Source organism: Amycolatopsis sp. WAC 01376 (assembly GCF_003947415.1).
Classification (GTDB): domain Bacteria; phylum Actinomycetota; class Actinomycetes; order Mycobacteriales; family Pseudonocardiaceae; genus Amycolatopsis.
Genome location: NZ_QHKL01000008.1, coordinates 421,207 through 438,168 on the forward strand (window position 1 = coordinate 421,207; position 16,962 = coordinate 438,168).

Genomic DNA, 16,962 nt, shown 5'->3' on the forward strand with positions numbered 1-16,962 from the left:
CGAGGGAAGGGGGCCTTCACGCGCTAAGAGACGGAACTACAGGGTCTTCTGGAGGTGGGTCGCGAGGAGTTTGGTGAAGCGGGCGGGGTCGCCCAGTTCGCCGCCTTCGGCCAGCAGAGCCATGCCGTAGAGCAGTTCGGCGGTCTCGCCGAGCCCGTCGTTCTCACCCTGCGAGGCGAAGGCGTCCCGCAACCCGGCGACCAGCGGGTGGCCCGGGTTGAGCTCCAGGATCCGCTTGATCTGCGGCATTTCCTGGCCCATCGCGCGGTACATCTTCTCCAGCGTCGGGGTGACGTCGTTCGTGTCGCCGACGATGCAGGCGGGCGACGTCGTCAGCCGCGACGAGAGCCGCACCTCCTTGACCTGCTCGGAGAGGGTCTTCGTGAGCCAGGTCAGCAGTCCGGAGAACTCCTCCTTCTGCTCGTCGGTGGTGTCGGAGTCGAGTTCGACCTCGCCCTTCGCGACCGACTGGAACTGCTTCTCCTCGAAGCCCGGAACCGCGTCGACCCACATCTCGTCGATCGGGTCGGTGAGCACGAGGACCTCGTACCCCTTGGCCCGGAAGGCTTCCAGGTGCGGGGAGTTCTCGATGCTCTGCCGCGACTCGCCGGTCAGGTAGTAGATGTGCTCCTGGCCGTCCTTCATCCGCTCGACGTACTCACGCAGCGACGTCAGCTTCTCCGGATCGTTCGTCGAGGCGAACGAGCAGATGTCGAGGATCGCGGTGCGGTTCTCGTGGTCGTCCAGCAGGCCTTCCTTGACGGCGCGGCCGAACTCCTTCCAGAACGTCTCGTACTTGTAGGGGTTCTCGTCGGCCATCAGGGTCTTGACCGTCGAGAGGACCTTCTTGACCAGACGACGGCGGATCAGCTGGATCTGCCGGTCCTGCTGCAGGATCTCGCGCGACACGTTGAGCGAGAGGTCCTGCGCGTCGACGACGCCCTTCACGAAGCGCAGGTACTCCGGCATCAGCGCTTCGCAGTCGTCCATGATGAAGACGCGCTTCACGTACAGCTGGACGCCGCGTTTGCGCTCCCGCATGAACAGGTCGAGCGGCGCGTGCCCCGGCAGGAACAGCAGCGCCTGGTACTCGAAGGTGCCCTCGGCCTGGAGCCGGATCGTCTCCAGCGGGTCGTTCCAGTCGTGCGCGACGTGCTTGTAGAACTCGTTGTACTCGTCTTCGGTGACGTCGCTGGACGAGCGGGCCCACAGCGCCTTCATCGAGTTGACCGTGACGACCTCTTCGCCCTCGGTCATCCGGATCGGCCAGGTGATGAAGTCCGAGTACTTCTTGACGATCTGCTTGATCTTCGTGGCCGAGGTGTAGTCGAAGAGCTGGTCTTCGGCGTCCTCGGGCTTGAGGTGCAGGACGACCGACGTGCCCTGCGGCAGGTCCGGAGCCGTCTCGATGGTGTACGTGCCTTCGCCCTCGGACTCCCATCGGACGCCTTCGTCCGAACCCGCGCGGCGCGTCAGCAGCGTGACCTTGTCGGCCACCATGAAGCTGGCGTAGAACCCGATGCCGAATTGGCCGATCAGGTCCTGCGAGGCCGCGGAATCCTTGGTCTCCTTCAGTTTCTTCAGGAATTCGGCGGTGCCGGATTTCGCGATCGTGCCGATCAGCGCCACGACGTCGTCCCGGCTCATCCCGATTCCGTTGTCCCGCACGGTCAGCGTGCGGTTTTCGGGGTCGGTCGCGATCTCGATGTGGAGATCGCCGGTTTCCGCCTGGAGGTCCTTGTCGCGGAACGCTTCGAGGCGGAGTTTGTCCAGTGCGTCGGAGGCGTTGGACACCAGTTCCCGCAGGAACGTGTCCTTGTTCGAGTAGATCGAGTGGATCATCAGCTGAAGCAGCTGACGTGCCTCCGACTGGAACTCGAGTGTTTCGGCAGAGGTTGTCACGCGGCGATATTACCGAGCGCGTGGCCGGGTCAAGCCAGCCTCTGCCCTGCCACCTCGATCAGCCCGTCACCGGTGGCCTGTTCGATCGTCGTAATGGCGGAGCGGCCGGCGGTCTCGACGGTGGCGACCACGTTGCCGAAATGCGGTCCCGACGTCTTCCTCCAGTCGAGAGGCAGGGGGTCGACACCGCCCCGCGCCGCCCACCGGCGCGCGAGCGTGGCCAGTGAGGCCGACCAAGTGGCGCTGAACGCGAGCCGGAGCGGCCGCGGCATCGCGTTGTGCACCGGCGAGCAGGTCAGCTGGTACACCGCCGACGTCACCGGCTCGGGGTAGCGCGCCTCGGCGATGTAGGCGTGATGGACGTCGCCGGAGAGCACCGCGATGGTGGCGGGCGGATCCTCCCGGCGCCCCTCGCGCGCGATCATGGCGGCGAGCCTGTCGAACGACGCGCGGAACGACGCCCAGTGTTCGAGGTCGCCCGCCTGCCGGATCTTCTCCGCGAACCTGCCCCGGAGGCCGCCCCGCGCGCAGGCCCGTTCGTTGAGCGACTGGAGATGGGACACGACCGGCGGCAGCAGCCACGGCAGCGACGAGCCGATGAGCAGGTGGTCGCAGGCGTCGGCGGCGTTCTTTTCGATCCAGTCGAACTCGTCGTCGTCCACCATGCACCGGGCGCCGCCCGCCAGGATCCGGCCCGCCCGGCTGTCGATGACCAGCAGCCGCACCTTGCCGAAGTCGCGGCGGTAACTCCATCGCGCGCCCTTGGTGCCGTCGCGGTCGTCGACGGCCTCGTCGGCGAACGCGACGAGCAGCTCGGCGTTGTCGCCACCGGAGGTGAGCGCCTTCTGGAAGGTCGGGTCCTCGGCGAGTTCGGCCGGGCCGAGGTTCCCGAGATGCTGGTAGACCCAGTACGACATGATCGCCCCGCGCAGCCGCTCCCGCCACCACGGCTGCGCGCGCATCTGCTGCCGCCACGTATGCGAGGTGTTCCAGTCGTCCCGGACGTCGTGGTCGTCGAAGATCATCGACGTGGGCACGGTGGAGAGCAGCCAGCGGATCGTCGGCTCGCCCCAGGCTTCGAGATAGAGGTGCGTGTACTCCTCGAAGTCCGTCACCTCGGTCCCTGGCGGCTTCGAGATGTCCCGCCGCCGGGAGAGCCATTCCTGCGTCTCGTCGGTGGTTTCGTCGGCGTAGACCTGATCGCCCAGCATCAGCAACGCCTGGGGCCATTCGGATTCCTCGCCGTCGGCCATCCGGCGGGCGTACGCGACCAGCGCGTCCGGGCCGAAGAGCTCGCCGTCGTGCGGTTTGCGGCAGGAGCCGAACACGAGCCGGACCCGGGACTCGTTCCCGGGCAGGGTCCGGATGCGGCTGGGCGGGAATCCGGAATCCTCCGGCGGCCACACCTTTTCGCCGTCCACGCGCACCTCGTACTCGGTGCTGGTGCCGGGTTCGAGCCCGGTCAGCACGAGCAGGGCGTAGTGGTGACCCCGGATCTCGAACGTCCTCGCGGTCGTGCCGAGGACTTCGACCTCACTCGCGGTGCCGGTCTCGACCCACACCGTCGCCGACGTCTCGTCGACGTGGCGCAGCAACGGTCCCAGGCGCAGGCTCATTCCTGAAACGGTGCCACAGCGAAGCCAAGATCGTGCGTTGAGCGGCGACTCAGCCGAGCCGCGCGAAGATCTCCCGGATCTCGGCCAGCGCCTTTTCCCGTTCGGCGTCGTCGTCTTCGTACCAGCCGTCGGCGGCCCGCTCCTCGACGATCGCCTCGGGGGTGAATTCCTCGCCGAACCGGTAGGGGCCGGCGCAGTAGGCGAACCCCGACTCGCTGAGCGGGTCCAGGCCTTCCCGGCGGCAGTGCTCCAGGAAGCCTTCGGCCTGCGCCCACCGCTCGCCGTCGAACCAGAACACGCCACCGGCGTAGTGGATCGACGCTCCCGACTCCGCGTCGACGAGGTTCAGCGACTCGTAGTTCTCGGGGCGGTTCCGCACCAGCGCGACGAGGCTTTCGGGAACGCCGCCGTAGAGCGCCTCCTGCACCGAGTAGTCCTCCTCGGCGTACAGGTTCAGCTCCGACTCGTGGTCGAAGGTCAGCAGCAGCGCGTGCTTGCCCGGGGTGAAGTACCAGACGGCCGACTGCCCGCCACCGTCGTTCCAGGCGAACCGCTCGGCGCCGTCCACCGCGATCGGCGTGATCTCGGCGATCGCGTCGATCACCGCGGCCCGCCGCCGCACCTCTTCGAGGGATGTCGCACCGAGGGCCGCCCAGATCGCTTCGCTCACCGGCGAAGACTACCGGCCGGCGGGCCCCGTCCAGCCTTCGGGCACGTGGCCGATCCGGATGCGCTGCGGGTGGTCGCCGACCGGGACGGACTTGACCTTCGCGCCGGTCGCGAAGTCGATCGCGGTCACCTGGTCCGACGCGCTTTCCGAGATGACGCAATGCTTTCCGTCACCGCTCACCGTCGCCCAGTACGGCTTCGCGGCTGTCACGAGCTGTGCCTCCCGCAGGCTCGCACGGTCCACAATGGTCGCGTAGTCGTCCATCGTCCCGGCGACGCACAGCTTGTCTCCCGCCGGGCTCATCGACAGCCCGTGGTGACGCGAGTCGTTGACCCAGGTCGTGCGGTCCTCGCTGGTGTCCGGGTTCTTCGGCAGCGTCTTCGACCGCGTGATCCGGTCGGTGGCGACGTCGTATTCGAGCAGGCCGTTGAAGAACGAGACCTGGAAGTACAGCTTCGACTCGTCGGGGGTGAACGCCACCGGCCGGACGGCGTCGGACAGATCGCTGCGCCCGAAGGCGTCCAGACGCTGCCGCATGTCGATCACCTTGACCTGCTGGAAGGTTTTCGCGTCGACCACGGTGAGCTTCCGGTCGCCCTTCGTGAAGTCCTGCCACGGCGCGTCGAGCGCGGTGTTCACCTCGCCGATCGAGCTGTTCCAGAGGTACCGGCCGCCGTCGGTGTAGGTGTTCTCGTGCGGTTTGTCGCCGGTCTTGAACGAGCCGAGCTGCTTGCCGGTCTCGATGTCCAGCACGTGGACGGTGTTCGACGTCGAGGCCGACACCGCGATGCTGCGGCCGTCCGGCGACACCGCCATGTGGTCGGACCGGAAGCCGGACACCGGGAACCGCCAGTTGACGCGGCCGGTGGTGAGGTCGATCGACACGACGTCGGCGAAGCTCGGGCGGGACGCGACGACGGAACGGCCGTCCGGGGTCGTGTAGAGGTCGTCGACGAGCTGGTCGTGCCCCTCGCCGACGCCGTTGCGGATACCGAGGAAGAACGCGAGCTTGATCGGGTTCAGGTAGATCTCGGTGAGCCGCTCCTCCTTGTCCGGCACCATGTTCACGCGCGCGATCTTGGCGTAGTCGCCGGAAGGGCGGATGACGTCCGCGGTCCCCTCCCAGTTGTTGCCCACGAACAGGACCTGTCGCAGGCCGTCGTCCGCCGCGGCGGCGGGCGCCGAGCCCAGCGCTGCGGCGAGGCAGGTCACGAGGACGGTGTTCAGCAACCGGCGTTTCCGCATCGGGCGCACCTTTCGGCGAGGGCCTGTTACCTTTCGGTAGCTCACAGGAAACCAACCGGCCGGACACCCTCGGTAGGGGCCGGTCGCCAAGGACCGCCGGCTTCGTTGTGCACCGGGCACAATCCGCGCGGGAAGGCGGTGGCGATGGCGCACCGGTCGCTCCACGACGTGCTGGCCGCGATGGCGGCCGACGCCGACGTCGTCGACGAGGTGGTCCGCGCCGCCCGCACGGAGTCGCCGGAAGTAGCGCGGTTGCCGGTGGACGAGAACCGGCGGCACGTCGCGATCGTGCTCGCCGCCGGTCTCGCCTCCTTCGACCGGCCGGGTGGGGCCGGGGAGCAGGACTACGCCGCGGCCGCCGTCCTCGGTGCGGACAGGGCCGCGCAAGGTGTGCCGCTCGCCGCGCTGCTGCGCGGGGTACAGGCGGGCCGCAGCCGCGCGGTCGAGATCGCCGTCGAACGCGGCAAGGCGGCAGGCGTTCCGGACGACGTCATGCTGGCGGCGCTGGTGGACTTCGACCGGAACACCCGCGCGCTCGAACGCCAGGTGATCGCCGGCTACCACGAAGCCGAACTCGAACTCTCCCGGACGGTCCACGACAGCCGGGCCCGGTTGCTGCGGCGGCTGCTGAGCGGGGACACGACGCCGCCTTCGGCCGAGGAGGTCGCGAACACCGGGCTGAACCCCGGCGGCCGCTTCCACTGCCTGCTCTCCGACGTCGGCGATCCGTACGAGGCCATGGTCGTCGAGCGACGGCTCGGCGCGACGGGTGGCGTCTTCGGCCTGGTCGAGGGACGGCTGACCGGGCTGGCGCCGCGGCTGCCCACCGCGTCGGCGCTCGGGGACGACGTCCTCATGGTGGTCTCCCCCGCCGTCCCGCTCGCCGAGGTCCGCGCGATGCACGCGCTGTGCGTGATGGCGCTGCCGACTCGCTCCCGCGGTCTGCACGCGGTGGCCGATCTGGCCGTGGAGACCGCGCTCGCCGCCCAGCCGGGGCTCGCCGCGCTGCTCGAAGGCACCCTGCTGAACGCGCTGACGCCAGGCGACCCCTTCCACGAGCAACTCGTCCAAACCGCGCTGGCCTACCTCGACCACGGACGGCGGCTCGACCAGACGGCCGCGGCACTGCACGTCCACGCGAACACCGTCAGGTACCGGCTTTCCCGGCTCGGCGAGATCACCGGGACGTCGCTCGACCCGCCGGAAGACGACGGCGGCACGCATGTGCGGCACACCGTCGGCTGGTGGTGGGCGCTGCGCACGTGGCGCTCGGGCTGAACCGCCGGGGCCCGCCATCCGTGTAACCCGATGAAGGCAGTCCACCCCCGGAAGGAACCCGCCTTGTCGGTTTTCCCGCGTCCCGCGCTGGTCGGCCTGCCCAGCGACCGGACGACAACCCGCGAAATCGCGTCCAGCGCGGCGACGACGCTGTCCGCCGTCCTCGTGCTGTTCGCCCTGCTCGCGCCGAAGGACCTCGATGGGCTGACGCCGGAGGCGTTCGCGCGGCTGCCGGTGGAGGCGCTGCTCGGGGTGGCGGTCGTGCTCATGCTGCGCGACGGCGCGAGGCGGATCGTCGCGGTGTCCGCCGGCGCGGTCCTCGGGGTGTTGACCGTGGTCAAGGCCATCGACATCGGCTTCGGGCTCGCGCTGAACCGGCGGTTCGACCCGGTGTTCGACTGGGGTGTGCTCGGCAACGGCGTCGATCTGCTCGGCACGTCGATCGGCCAGGCGGGCGCGATCGCGTCATTCGCCGGGCTGACGCTGCTGGCCATGGTCGTGATCGTGCTGATGGCGCTCGCCGTCCTGCGGCTGAGCCGGGTGGTCGCCGGGCGGCGCACCACGTCGACCAAGGTGACGGCCGTGCTCAGCGTGCTTTGGATGGTGTGCGCGGTCTCGGGCGCGCAACTCGCCCCGGGGCAGCCGTTCGCGTCGCGCAGCGCGGTCGCCTTCGCCTACGAAGACCTCCGCCAGGTGCGGGCCGGCATCCGCGACCGGGATGCCTTCGCTGAGGAAGTCGCCGTCGACGCCTTCCGGGACACTCCGCCTTCCGGGCTGCTGAACGCGTTGCGCGGTAAGGACGTCCTGTTCACCTTCGTCGAGAGCTACGGGCGGGTGGCCGTCCAGGACTCCGACATCGCGCCGAAGGTGGACGCGGTTCTCGACGCCGGGACCGCGCGGCTGAAGAACGCCGGATACGGCTCGCGCAGCGCCTTCCTGACGTCGCCGACGACGAGCGCGGGAAGCTGGCTGGCGCATTCGACGTTCCAATCCGGCGTCTGGGTCGACAGTCAGCATCGCTACGACGACTTCGTGCAGACGGACCGGTTCACCCTCGGCGGCGCGTTCAAACGCGCGGGCTGGGAGACGGTCGGCGTCGTCCCGGCGCATACCGAGGACTGGCCGGAGGGCAAGATCTACGGCTACGACCGCTACTACGACTCACGCGGCATCGGCTATCGCGGCCCGCCGTTCTCGTACGCCACGATGCCGGACCAGTTCACGCTTTCGGCTTTCCAGCGCGCCGAACGCGCGAGGCCGGACCGGCCGCCGCTGATGGCGGAGATCGATCTGGTCACCAGTCACTGGCCGTGGACGCCGCTCCCCCGGCTGGTCGACTGGACCGCCGTCGGCGACGGGTCGATCTACAATCCCATGCCCTCCCAAGGGAAAACGCCCGAAGAGGTGTTCACCGACCCGGCCAAGGTGCGCGGCGCGTACGGCGACTCGATCGCCTATTCGCTGAACTCGCTCATCTCGTATGTGGAGACGTACGGCGACGACGACCTCGTGCTCGTCTTCCTCGGCGACCACCAGCCGAATCCGATCGTCGCCGGCGCGGGCGCGGATCGCGACGTGCCCATCACCGTGGTCACGCGGGACAAGGCTGTGCTCGACAAGATCACCGGATGGAACTGGCAGGACGGCCTGAACCCGGACCGGAACGCGCCGGTCTGGCGCATGGACGCGTTCCGGGACCGCTTCCTGACCACTTTCGCCCACTGAATTCCCGCATTCAGAGGACTAAATGCGGGTGGCGTCGCGATACCGGTCGGCCAACTCCCGCAAGTAGTCGACCAATTGCGGGGGTTCGGTGACCCGGAACGGGAAGTTGAGCAGTCCTAAGTGGACGGCCATCGTCTCGATGCTGTCCGCTCCGGTGTGCAGCACGCACGTGTTCGCGTCGACGGCCTCGACCGTGCCGACGGCCGGGTTGATCCGCGCGGTCACCTCTTCGGCGGACGCGTGCACGGTGACGTCGGCCCGGTACCGCCAGGCGGCGGACGAGACGCCGCGCCGCACCCGGTCCGTGACGTCCTCGGGCAGCTCACGCGCGGTGAACCGCGGACCCGTCGGAACGCGCGGCGTCAGCCTGTCGACGCGGAAGGTGCGCCAGTCGCCGCGGTCGAGATCCCATGCCACCAGGTACCAGCGGCGGCCCCAGTTCACGAGACGGTACGGCTCGGCCTTCCGGACGCTTTCCGAACCGTCGTGGGCGCGGTAGCCGAACCGCAGCACCTCGCGATCCCGGCAGCAGGCCGTCAGCACGGTGAGGGTCTCGGCGACGACGCGCGGGCCGGGCTCGTCCCTCGGCACCGGGATCGTGTACGCCTGCAAGGCGTTCACGCGGCGCCGCAACCGCGACGGCAGCACCTGTTCGAGTTTCGCGAGCGCGCGCAACGACGTCTCCTCCACGCCCGCGATGGTGCCGCCCGCCGCGGTGCGCAGGCCGATCGCGACCGCGACGGCCTCCTCGTCGTCCAGCAGCAACGGCGGCAGCTCGGCACCCGCGCCGAGCCGGTAGCCGCCGACCGAACCACGGGTCGCGTTCACCGGATAGCCGAGCGCGCGCAGCCGCTCGACGTCGTTGCGGATCGTCCTGGCGCTGACCTCCAGGCGTTCCGCCAGTTCGGTGCCGGTCCAGTCGCGGGGAGTCTGCAAGAGGGAGAGCAAACGGAGTAGTCGTGCCGAAGTTTCCAACATTTCTTCAGGCTGCTCCTCCATTAGGAACAGGATGTTCCTAATGGCACTCTACCTTGGTCTTATGAACGAGAACACGGAGATCAAGCCCTTCCGCATCGACATCCCGCAGGCCGAGCTGGACGACCTGGCCGACCGCCTGGCCCGCGTCCGCTGGGCGAACGAACTGCCCGCCGACCAGGTGACCGACGGGGTGCAGCGCGGACCGGTCACGCCGGGCTGGGAGTACGGCGTGCCGCTGGAGTACGTGCGGCGTCTGGTCGCGTACTGGCGCGAGGGCTACGACTGGCGTGAGTGGGAGGCGAAGCTCAACGAGTACCCGCAGTTCACCACGGTCATCGATGGACAACAGATTCATTTCCTGCACGTCCGCTCGCCGGAGCCGGACGCGACGCCGCTGATCCTCACGCACGGCTGGCCGAACTCGGTCTTCGAATACCTCGAGCTGATCGACCGGCTGACCGACCCGCGCTCGCACGATGGCGATCCGGCCGACGCGTTCCACGTCGTGATCCCGTCGCTGCCCGGGTTCGGCTTCTCCGGCCCGACGCGGGAGAAGGGCTGGAACCGGTACCGCACCGCTCAGGCTTGGGCCGAACTGATGCGCCGTCTCGGCTACGAGCGCTACGGCACGCACGGGAACGACGCCGGTTCGTTCGTCGCCCCCGAGGTCGGCCGCGCCGACGCCGAGCACGTGATCGGCGTCCACGTCACGCAGCTGTTCTCGTTCCCCAGCGGCGATCCGGCGGAGTTCGAAGGCATGACGGAACAGGAACTGGAGTACCTGCAGTTCCTGCAGCACTTCAACGACGACATGTCCGGCTACGCGAAACTCCAGGAGAGCGCTCCGCAGAACCTCGCGCACGCGCTGGCCGACTCGCCGACCGGGCAGCTGGCCTGGAGCGCGCAACTGCTGTCGGGCACGAGCGACGACCACGTGCTCACCAACGCCACCCTGTACTGGCTCACCAACACCGCGGCGTCGGCGGCGCGGTTCTACTACGAGGACAAGCACGCCGAGCACCCCGCCGAGCCGACGACCACGCCGACCGGCCTCGCGAGTTTCGCCTACGACTTCCGGCCGCTGCGGCGCTTCGCCGAGCGGGACCACGCGAACATCGTTTCGTGGCAGGAATTCGACCGCGGCAGCCACTGGGCGACCCAGGACGCGCCGGACCTCCTGCTCGGCGACATCCGGGACTTCTTCCGCAAGCTGGCCTGACCCTCGTGAGCGGTGGGCTAGGACGGTTCCATTGAGGGGAAAGGCAAAGGTGTCGTGGTGCGGGGCCAGTGTCGCTCCTGCGCAGGCGTTCTCCTGGTAGTGAGGGCCTCCTTTCCTACTCTGACAGTAGGGAAGGAGGCTTTCGCTACCGTCAGATGTGGTCCCTGGTGGCAGTGGGACGGTAGTGACCTCGGCGGCCGGTCGTGAAGTACATGAAGGCCTCCTTCCTTGCGCTAGACGCAAGGAAGGAGGCCTTCATGTACTTCGGCAAGGCGTGACTCGCGTGCCTGGATGCCGCACTCGGGAGTGCGGAGCCTGAACACGCGAGTTCCGTCTGTAAACACGCGAAATCCGGGTCTGAGCACGCGAGTGCGGTGTCGCGTCACCCGAGCTCACCGTCTCGCCCGAGCCACGACACGTTTGCCTTACCCCTCAATAACCGTCCTTACCACCCACGAGACGCGGGGTTGAGCGGGCGGCTCCTTCAGCGCTTCCGATGGCCCGGCGCCGAACTCTCATGTCGTGAAGGGCACCTTTGAGACCTTCATCGTCTCAAAGGTGCCCTTCACGACATCCCCACGACCCACTCGGCCTCACTCGGCCATGCGGTGCAGCAGGAAGATCCCGTTGAGCAGGGGGCGGTCGAGCCGCTGCCGGTCGGTGGCCACGTACTCGTCGAGGATGTCGAGGATGCGGTTGTCGAGTTCGGTGGCCTCCTCCGGCGAGAGGTGCAGCGCGAACCGCTCGACCACCCGCACCGAACCCGGACCCGCTTCGCGAAGTTCTTCCTGGAAGGCCTCGATCGGCCCGAAGCGGGTGTCTTCGTCCTCGTCGTTCAGCGGCCCATCGAGCCACCAGCTCTTGCCGACGCTGCGGTAGGGCTTCTCGAGCGCCCCGCTCGCGCCGGTACGCACGGGTGCCTGCTCCAGCAGGCCGGTCTCGGCGAGCTGCCGGACGTGGTAGAGCACCGTGCCGGGATCCTTGCCGAGCCGGTCGGCGAGCTCCTTGTTGGTCAGTTCCCGCTCGCCGCAGAGCCGGAGAATGCGCAGCCGCAGGGGATGCCCGAGCGCTTTCGCCTCACGCGCCGTCGCCTCACGCCGCCGGTCCGCGACCCTCGCGGCGACTTGATCGTCCATGACCGGAGCGTAGCCGACCGATGGAGAAGAGAGACATCGATGGAGTTTTCTCAATCGATGTGCGATTCTCGATCGATGACCTCGCTGGGGAGCGCCTATTGGCGGCTGTGGAGCGCGTCGGGCCTGTCGAATCTCGCCGACGGGATCGTCAAGATCGCGCTCGGCCTGGTGGCCGTCCAGCTCACCCGGTCGCCGGCACTCATCGCGGGGCTGGCGTTCGTGTCGTCCTTGCCGTGGCTGGTGTTCGCCCTGCACGCCGGGGTACTCACCGACCGCGTCGACCGCCGCCGCGCGATGCTCACCGCGAACGTGCTCCGCGCGGGCCTGCTCGCCGCGCTCGCCGTGGCGACCGCTCTGGATCTCGGGTCGATCTGGCTGCTCTACGTGGTCGCGCTCGGACTCGGGCTCGCCGAAACGGTCCACGACACGGCCGCGCAGGCGATCCTCCCTCAGATCGTCGGCCGCGATCGGCTGACGCGCGCCAACAGCCGCCTCTACGCCGCCGAACTCACCGCCAACGAGTTCGCCGGGCCACCGCTGGGTGGTTTCCTTGTCGCCGCAGGCGCCTTCGCTGCCTTCGCGACACCGTCTGCACTTTGGATCGTCGCGGTCTTCGTGCTCTTCTTCGTCCCGGGTTCGTTCCGCGCGGAGCGGACACGCGGCACGAGCGTGCGCGAAGATCTCGTCGAAGGGCTGCGTTTCCTTTGGGAGAACCGGGTTCTCCGGATTCTGGCGATCATGGTCGGCGGGTTCAACTTCGCCACCAGCGCCATGATCACGCTCTTCGTGCTCTACGCGGTGGGTCCGTCTTCGGCGATGGGCCTGACGGCACAGGCCTACGGTTTCCTGCTGGCCACCATCGCCGCCGGCAGTTTCGTGGCGTCGTTCGCGGCGGAGCGGATCGAACGCGCGCTCGGCCGTTCCCGCACCCTGGTCCTCAGTCTGCTCACCGGCGCCGCCCTCGTCGGAATCCCGGCGGTGACCACGAATCCGTACGTGATCGGCGCGGTGTTCTTCCTCGGCGGGGCCGGGGTCGTGGTGTGGAACGTCGTCGTCGTTTCGCTGCGGCAACGGCTCATCCCGGACCACCTGCTCGGCCGGGGCACCAGCGGCCACCGGCTCGTCGCGTGGGGCACCAAACCGCTGGGCGCGGCGGCGGCCGGGCTGCTGGCGGAGGCCTTCGGGCTGCGGCCGGTGTTCGCGGGCGCGGCCGTCGTGATCCTGGCGCTACTGCTGCTCACCCCTCGTGAGCGGTAAGGACGGTGAGAACCAGTGCGCGAGTGGCGGTTTCGCGTGACGGGATGGACGACACGCGAAACCGCCAACCTGGTACAGCCGGCTCGAAGCCGTCAGCCGGGCAGCACCGACCGCACGGCTTCCGGGGTCCGCCCCACCACGGTCGTGCCGTCGTCGGCGGTGATGATCGGCCGCTGGATCAGCTTCGGATGGGTGACCAGTGCGTCGATCCACCGGTCGCGGTCGGCGGGGGTGCGCCCCCAGGTCTTCAGTTCGAGTTCCTTCGCGATCGGCTCCGCGGTGCGGGTGATGTCCCACGGTTCGAGCCCGAGCCTCTTGAGGACGGCCTTCAGTTCCTTCGCCGTCGGCGGCTCATCGAGGTACTTCCGCACCGTGTACTCGGCCCCCGCGTCGTCGAGCATCGACACCGCCGAACGGCATTTGGAGCACGCCGGGTTCACCCAGATCTCCATCCGAGACCGCCTCCCTTCGAAAAGTGCTCAGTCGGTGAGCACTTTGCTTCCGATGATGGTCACAGACGTTACGGCGAAAGGAACCCGGTCATGGACGAGACCACCTTCAGTGCCGCCGGCCCCGCCGAGTGGCGCGCGTGGCTGGCCGAGAACGCAGGCATCGAGAAGGAGGTTTGGCTGGTCATCCGGCACAAGGGCAGCGGCGTCCCCAGCGTCCGGATCGAAGAGGCGATGGAGCAGGCCCTGTGCTTCGGCTGGATCGACGGGCTGCACCGCAAGCACGACGCCACGAGTTCGCGGCTGCGGTTCACGCCGCGCGATCCCCGGAGTTCGTGGAGCCGGGTCAACCGTGAGCGGGCCGCCCGCCTGATCGCCGAGGGGCTGATGACCGAACGCGGTCAGGCGATGATCGACCTTGCCAAGGAGAAGGGTCGCTGGCAGGTCGTGCCGGACGGCGACGGCGTCCCCGAAGACCTGCGTGCCCGGCTCGAAGCCGACGAGGTGGCCCGCACCCATTTCGAGAAGTTCCCGCCGTCGTCGAAAAGGCTGATCCTGGAGTGGATCCTGACCGCGAAGAAGCCGGAAACCCGCGAGCGGCGGATCGCCAGGACCGTCGAACTCGCGGCCGTGAACGTCCGCGCCAATCACCCGGTCCGGTGACTCAGTTGAATTCGCGCCGGGCGACGAGGATGGCGATGTCGTCTTGCGCGGGCGTCGTGCCGACGAGCGCAGCCATCACCCGCGCGCACACCACCCCGGGCTTCTCGGCGGTGACCACGTCGGCGAGCCGCCGCAGGCCGACGTCGATCAGGTGATCCCTGCGCTCCACGAGACCGTCGGTGTAGAAGGCGATCACACCACCGGGCGGCAACTCGAGCTCCACTGTCCGTCGCGGCGGCCCGGTGACGCCGATCGGCGGATCGACCGGGACATCGACGAACGCCGAAGGTCTGCCGGGGGCCGCGAGCACCGGCGGCAGGTGCCCGGCCAGCGAGACCGCGAACTTGTCCCGCGAAGCCGACACCAGCCCGTACACGACGGTGGCCAGCGCGCCCGGCTCGAAATGCTGGACCTTGCGGTCCAATTTGGACAGAACCTCCGCCGGATCGTCCGATTCGAGTGCGTAGGCGCGAAGCGCGCTACGTAGCCGTCCCATGATCACGGCGGCGTTGAGACCGTGCCCGGCGACGTCGCCCATCACGATGCCGAGGCGGTCGCCCGGCAACGAGAACAGGTCGTACCAGTCACCGCCGACCCCGGGCTCGGAACCCGGCACGTACCGCGCGGCGAACTTCATCCCCGAGACGGCGGGCAGCCGCGCCGGCAGCAGGCTCCGCTGGAGCGCCGCCGCGGCCGCCCGGTCGGCGGTGGAGTTCTCGATCCGCAACGCCAGCGCGAGCCGCCCGGCCACCAGCCGCAGCAGTTCGATATCGGTCTCGTCGAAGTCGCGCGGCGTCACGGAACCGACGTGCAGCACGCCGATCAGCTCGTCCTCGGCCAGCATCGGCACCCCGAGCAGGGCGCGCAGCCCGCGTTCCCACAGGAGCGCGTTGACCACGGTGGTCGCGTCGACGTGGTCGAGGATCACCGGACGCCGTTCCGCGGCCACCCGGCCGGCGAAGCCCGCCCCGACGGGGACCCGGACGTCCTGATAGACCTCCTCCTCGATGCCCGAGGCGGCGACGGCGTGCAGCAACTGCGCGTCTGGGTCGTGCCGGAGCACCGTGGCCGTGTCGACGCCGAGGACCTCGCGAACCCGCGCGAGGAGCGTGGCCATCACCTTTTCCTGGTCGAGGTGACCCAAGGTCGTATCGGTGATGGCTTCGAGCACCTGGAGTCGATCGTCGGTCGTCGGGGTCCCGGACATGCGAGGAGCCTATCCAGTCCGATGCCGCAGTGTCGCCCAGCCCGCCGCCAGTTCGTCCAGGTCATCCGCCATTACGGCACTCGGCGGAATGGCGTCGCGCGGGACGCGGCAGGCGAGCGCCGTGCCGAGTCCCGCCATCCGGATGACGGTGTCGATCAGCGCCTCGGGCTCTTCCGGCCAGTCGAATCCCGGCTGCGCGATCAGCAGGCTCACGCAGCCGTGCATCGCCGACCAGAGCCCCATCGCGAGGATTTCCGGTTCGCCGCGGAGGATTCCGGCCCGCACGCAGGCGGCGGTCGCGTCGGCGAGATACCGGAAACACGTGACCGTGCCGGGCGATGAGCCGCCGGAGGGGCGCATCAGGAGCACCCGGTACTGCACCGGATGGTCGAGGGCGAACCGGGCGTACACCCGGGCGCAACGGCTGAGCGCGCGCATGGGATCGGCGACCTCGGCGGCGTGATCGCGCATCCGGTGCCCGAGTTCGTCCCACACCCGGAGGCAGACCGCTTCGAGCAAGGCGTCGCGGCTCGGGAAGTGCGCGTAGACCGACGGTGTGGAAACGCCGGTCCGGCGTGCGACGGCGCGCAGTGTGAGCGCCTCGTCGGTCCCCGCCTCGCCGAGCAGGGCGTCGGCGGCGGACAGGATCTCGCCCCGCAGCTTCTCCCCTTCACCCGGCCGCGCCTTCGTCCGCTTCGCGCCCATGCCGTGATGCTGCCAGCTTTGACTTGACACCGTCAACTTGACGGTGTCAGCTTGGGGCATGGCGCACTTCCAGACCGCGACCGCCCTGCTCCGCCGGGGCGAAGACCCGGTATTCGACACCGAGCTCGATCCACAGTGGACGATCGGGACGAAGCTGCACGGCGGCTACCTGCTCGCCGTGCTCGCCAAGGCCGCCGCCGAGGTCTCCTCGCATCCGCATCTGACCGCGATCAGCGGCTCGTTCTCGGTGGCGCCCGAGCCCGGTCCGGCGGTCGTCGAAGTCGAGGTGCTGCGCGAGGGCCGCGGCCTCACCCAACTGCGTGCGCGGCTGAGCCAGCACGGCGCGCCCTGCACCGAGGCCCTGATCACCCAGGGCGTCCTGACCGACGGCGACGCGTGGTGGTCCGGAGTGGACCCGGTCGAGATCCCGCCGGAGCAGGATTGCCTGCCCGTGCCCGCCGACGGCGGTGGCGGGTTCCGCATCGGCCTGATGGACGTCGTCGAGCAGCGGATCGACCCGGCCTCGGCGGGCTTCGCGGTGGGACAGCCGTCCCGGAAAGGCGTCATCTCGTCCTGGCTGCGGCTCGCCGACGGCACCGACTGGGATCCGGTGAGCCTGCTCGTGGCGCTCGACCCGGTGCCGCCGATCTCCTACGACCTCGGCATCGCGGGCTGGGCGCCGACCGTCCAGTTCACCGCGTACCTGCGCGGGCTGCCGGCACCCGGCCCGGTGCGGGTGCGGATGCGCGCGGGCGCGGTCGGCGGCGACCGGATGGACGAAGTCGCGGAGCTTTGGGACGAAAAGAACAGGTTGATCGGGCAGGCGACCCAAATCGCCGCCGTACGCGTGCCCTGAACCACCCGAAAGCAGGACCATGACGCGACGCCGGGAGTTAAGATCCGGCGTCGACG

General features: G+C 69.0%; 15 protein-coding genes. 6 read left to right on the top strand and 9 right to left on the bottom strand.

Translation table 11 applies throughout. The features are described 5' to 3' along the window. Positions 1–36: 36 nt before the first annotated feature. From htpG to DMH03_RS35130, 4 genes are read right to left on the bottom strand one after another with little or no spacing between them, the layout of a single operon-like run. Positions 37–1,902, bottom strand: a complete 1,866-nt coding sequence (gene htpG / locus DMH03_RS35115; protein ID WP_125796304.1) for a molecular chaperone HtpG — start codon at positions 1,900–1,902, stop codon at positions 37–39. 29 nt (positions 1,903–1,931) lie between these two features. Further along, on the bottom strand, positions 1,932–3,518 hold the full coding sequence (locus DMH03_RS35120; RefSeq protein WP_125796305.1) for an alkaline phosphatase D family protein: 1,587 nt from the start codon (positions 3,516–3,518) through the stop codon (positions 1,932–1,934). 49 nt (positions 3,519–3,567) lie between these two features. Next, positions 3,568–4,188 carry a hypothetical protein gene (locus DMH03_RS35125; RefSeq protein ID WP_125796306.1) on the bottom strand — a complete coding sequence of 207 codons (621 nt, stop codon included), beginning with the start codon at positions 4,186–4,188 and terminating at the stop codon, positions 3,568–3,570. A 9-nt stretch (positions 4,189–4,197) separates the two neighbouring features. After that, positions 4,198–5,433: a YncE family protein gene (locus DMH03_RS35130; RefSeq protein ID WP_125796307.1), complete on the bottom strand. Its 1,236-nt coding sequence runs from the start codon at positions 5,431–5,433 to the stop codon at positions 4,198–4,200. Positions 5,434–5,577: 144 nt separating this feature from the next. On the opposite strand from DMH03_RS35130, the gene DMH03_RS35135 reads away from it, so the two are divergent. After that, the gene (locus DMH03_RS35135) at positions 5,578–6,711 is read left to right on the top strand and encodes a CdaR family transcriptional regulator (RefSeq protein ID WP_125796308.1); all 1,134 of its coding nucleotides are present in this window, start codon (positions 5,578–5,580) and stop codon (positions 6,709–6,711) included. 63 nt (positions 6,712–6,774) lie between these two features. After that, the gene (locus tag DMH03_RS35140; RefSeq protein ID WP_125796309.1) at positions 6,775–8,436 is read left to right on the top strand and encodes a sulfatase; all 1,662 of its coding nucleotides are present in this window, start codon (positions 6,775–6,777) and stop codon (positions 8,434–8,436) included. Positions 8,437–8,454: 18 nt separating this feature from the next. Here DMH03_RS35140 and DMH03_RS35145 read toward each other — a convergent pair whose 3' ends face one another. Further along, positions 8,455–9,414, bottom strand: a complete 960-nt coding sequence (locus DMH03_RS35145; RefSeq protein ID WP_125796310.1) for a YafY family protein — start codon at positions 9,412–9,414, stop codon at positions 8,455–8,457. A gap of 61 nt (positions 9,415–9,475) precedes the next feature. Between DMH03_RS35145 and DMH03_RS35150 the strand changes: the two genes are divergently transcribed. After that, positions 9,476–10,633 carry an epoxide hydrolase family protein gene (locus tag DMH03_RS35150; RefSeq protein WP_125796311.1) on the top strand — a complete coding sequence of 386 codons (1,158 nt, stop codon included), beginning with the start codon at positions 9,476–9,478 and terminating at the stop codon, positions 10,631–10,633. A gap of 593 nt (positions 10,634–11,226) precedes the next feature. Here DMH03_RS35150 and DMH03_RS35155 read toward each other — a convergent pair. Beyond that, the gene (locus tag DMH03_RS35155) at positions 11,227–11,769 is read right to left on the bottom strand and encodes a transcriptional regulator (RefSeq protein WP_125796312.1); all 543 of its coding nucleotides are present in this window, start codon (positions 11,767–11,769) and stop codon (positions 11,227–11,229) included. Positions 11,770–11,844: 75 nt separating this feature from the next. Between DMH03_RS35155 and DMH03_RS35160 the strand changes: the two genes are divergently transcribed. After that, positions 11,845–13,026 (top strand): MFS transporter, encoded by a 1,182-nt coding sequence (locus DMH03_RS35160; RefSeq protein WP_233611798.1) that lies wholly within the window; start codon positions 11,845–11,847, stop codon positions 13,024–13,026. A gap of 92 nt (positions 13,027–13,118) precedes the next feature. Here the strand turns inward: DMH03_RS35160 and DMH03_RS35165 are convergent, their stop codons facing one another. Beyond that, on the bottom strand, positions 13,119–13,478 hold the full coding sequence (locus tag DMH03_RS35165) for an arsenate reductase family protein (protein WP_125796314.1): 360 nt from the start codon (positions 13,476–13,478) through the stop codon (positions 13,119–13,121). A gap of 90 nt (positions 13,479–13,568) precedes the next feature. Here DMH03_RS35165 and DMH03_RS35170 point away from each other — a divergent pair, with 90 nt between their 5' ends. Then, positions 13,569–14,138: a YdeI family protein gene (locus DMH03_RS35170; protein ID WP_125796315.1), complete on the top strand. Its 570-nt coding sequence runs from the start codon at positions 13,569–13,571 to the stop codon at positions 14,136–14,138. A gap of 1 nt (position 14,139) precedes the next feature. Here the strand turns inward: DMH03_RS35170 and DMH03_RS35175 are convergent, their stop codons facing one another. Together DMH03_RS35175 and DMH03_RS35180 are read right to left on the bottom strand one after the other, a co-directional pair. After that, positions 14,140–15,345: a PP2C family protein-serine/threonine phosphatase gene (locus DMH03_RS35175; RefSeq protein WP_125796316.1), complete on the bottom strand. Its 1,206-nt coding sequence runs from the start codon at positions 15,343–15,345 to the stop codon at positions 14,140–14,142. A 9-nt stretch (positions 15,346–15,354) separates the two neighbouring features. Then, positions 15,355–16,050, bottom strand: a complete 696-nt coding sequence (locus DMH03_RS35180) for a TetR/AcrR family transcriptional regulator (protein WP_125796317.1) — start codon at positions 16,048–16,050, stop codon at positions 15,355–15,357. A 58-nt stretch (positions 16,051–16,108) separates the two neighbouring features. Here DMH03_RS35180 and DMH03_RS35185 point away from each other — a divergent pair, with 58 nt between their 5' ends. Continuing rightward, positions 16,109–16,906, top strand: a complete 798-nt coding sequence (locus tag DMH03_RS35185) for a thioesterase family protein (RefSeq protein ID WP_125796318.1) — start codon at positions 16,109–16,111, stop codon at positions 16,904–16,906. Positions 16,907–16,962: the final 56 nt, after the last annotated feature.

Bases quoted from the DNA above. Each gene is read 5' to 3' on its own strand.
- DMH03_RS35145 (WP_125796310.1), bottom strand. From the start codon at position 9,414: ATGTTGGAAACTTCGGCACGACTACTCCGTTTGCTCTCCCTCTTGCAG.
- DMH03_RS35135 (WP_125796308.1), top strand. From the start codon at position 5,578: ATGGCGCACCGGTCGCTCCACGACGTGCTGGCCGCGATGGCGGCCGAC.
- DMH03_RS35165 (WP_125796314.1), bottom strand. From the start codon at position 13,478: ATGGAGATCTGGGTGAACCCGGCGTGCTCCAAATGCCGTTCGGCGGTG.
- DMH03_RS35130 (WP_125796307.1), bottom strand. From the start codon at position 5,433: ATGCGGAAACGCCGGTTGCTGAACACCGTCCTCGTGACCTGCCTCGCC.
- DMH03_RS35180 (WP_125796317.1), bottom strand. From the start codon at position 16,050: ATGGGCGCGAAGCGGACGAAGGCGCGGCCGGGTGAAGGGGAGAAGCTG.
- DMH03_RS35170 (WP_125796315.1), top strand. From the start codon at position 13,569: ATGGACGAGACCACCTTCAGTGCCGCCGGCCCCGCCGAGTGGCGCGCG.
- DMH03_RS35150 (WP_125796311.1), top strand. From the start codon at position 9,476: ATGAACGAGAACACGGAGATCAAGCCCTTCCGCATCGACATCCCGCAG.
- DMH03_RS35120 (WP_125796305.1), bottom strand. From the start codon at position 3,518: ATGAGCCTGCGCCTGGGACCGTTGCTGCGCCACGTCGACGAGACGTCG.
- DMH03_RS35160 (WP_233611798.1), top strand. From the start codon at position 11,845: ATGACCTCGCTGGGGAGCGCCTATTGGCGGCTGTGGAGCGCGTCGGGC.
- DMH03_RS35155 (WP_125796312.1), bottom strand. From the start codon at position 11,769: ATGGACGATCAAGTCGCCGCGAGGGTCGCGGACCGGCGGCGTGAGGCG.
- DMH03_RS35185 (WP_125796318.1), top strand. From the start codon at position 16,109: ATGGCGCACTTCCAGACCGCGACCGCCCTGCTCCGCCGGGGCGAAGAC.
- DMH03_RS35175 (WP_125796316.1), bottom strand. From the start codon at position 15,345: ATGTCCGGGACCCCGACGACCGACGATCGACTCCAGGTGCTCGAAGCC.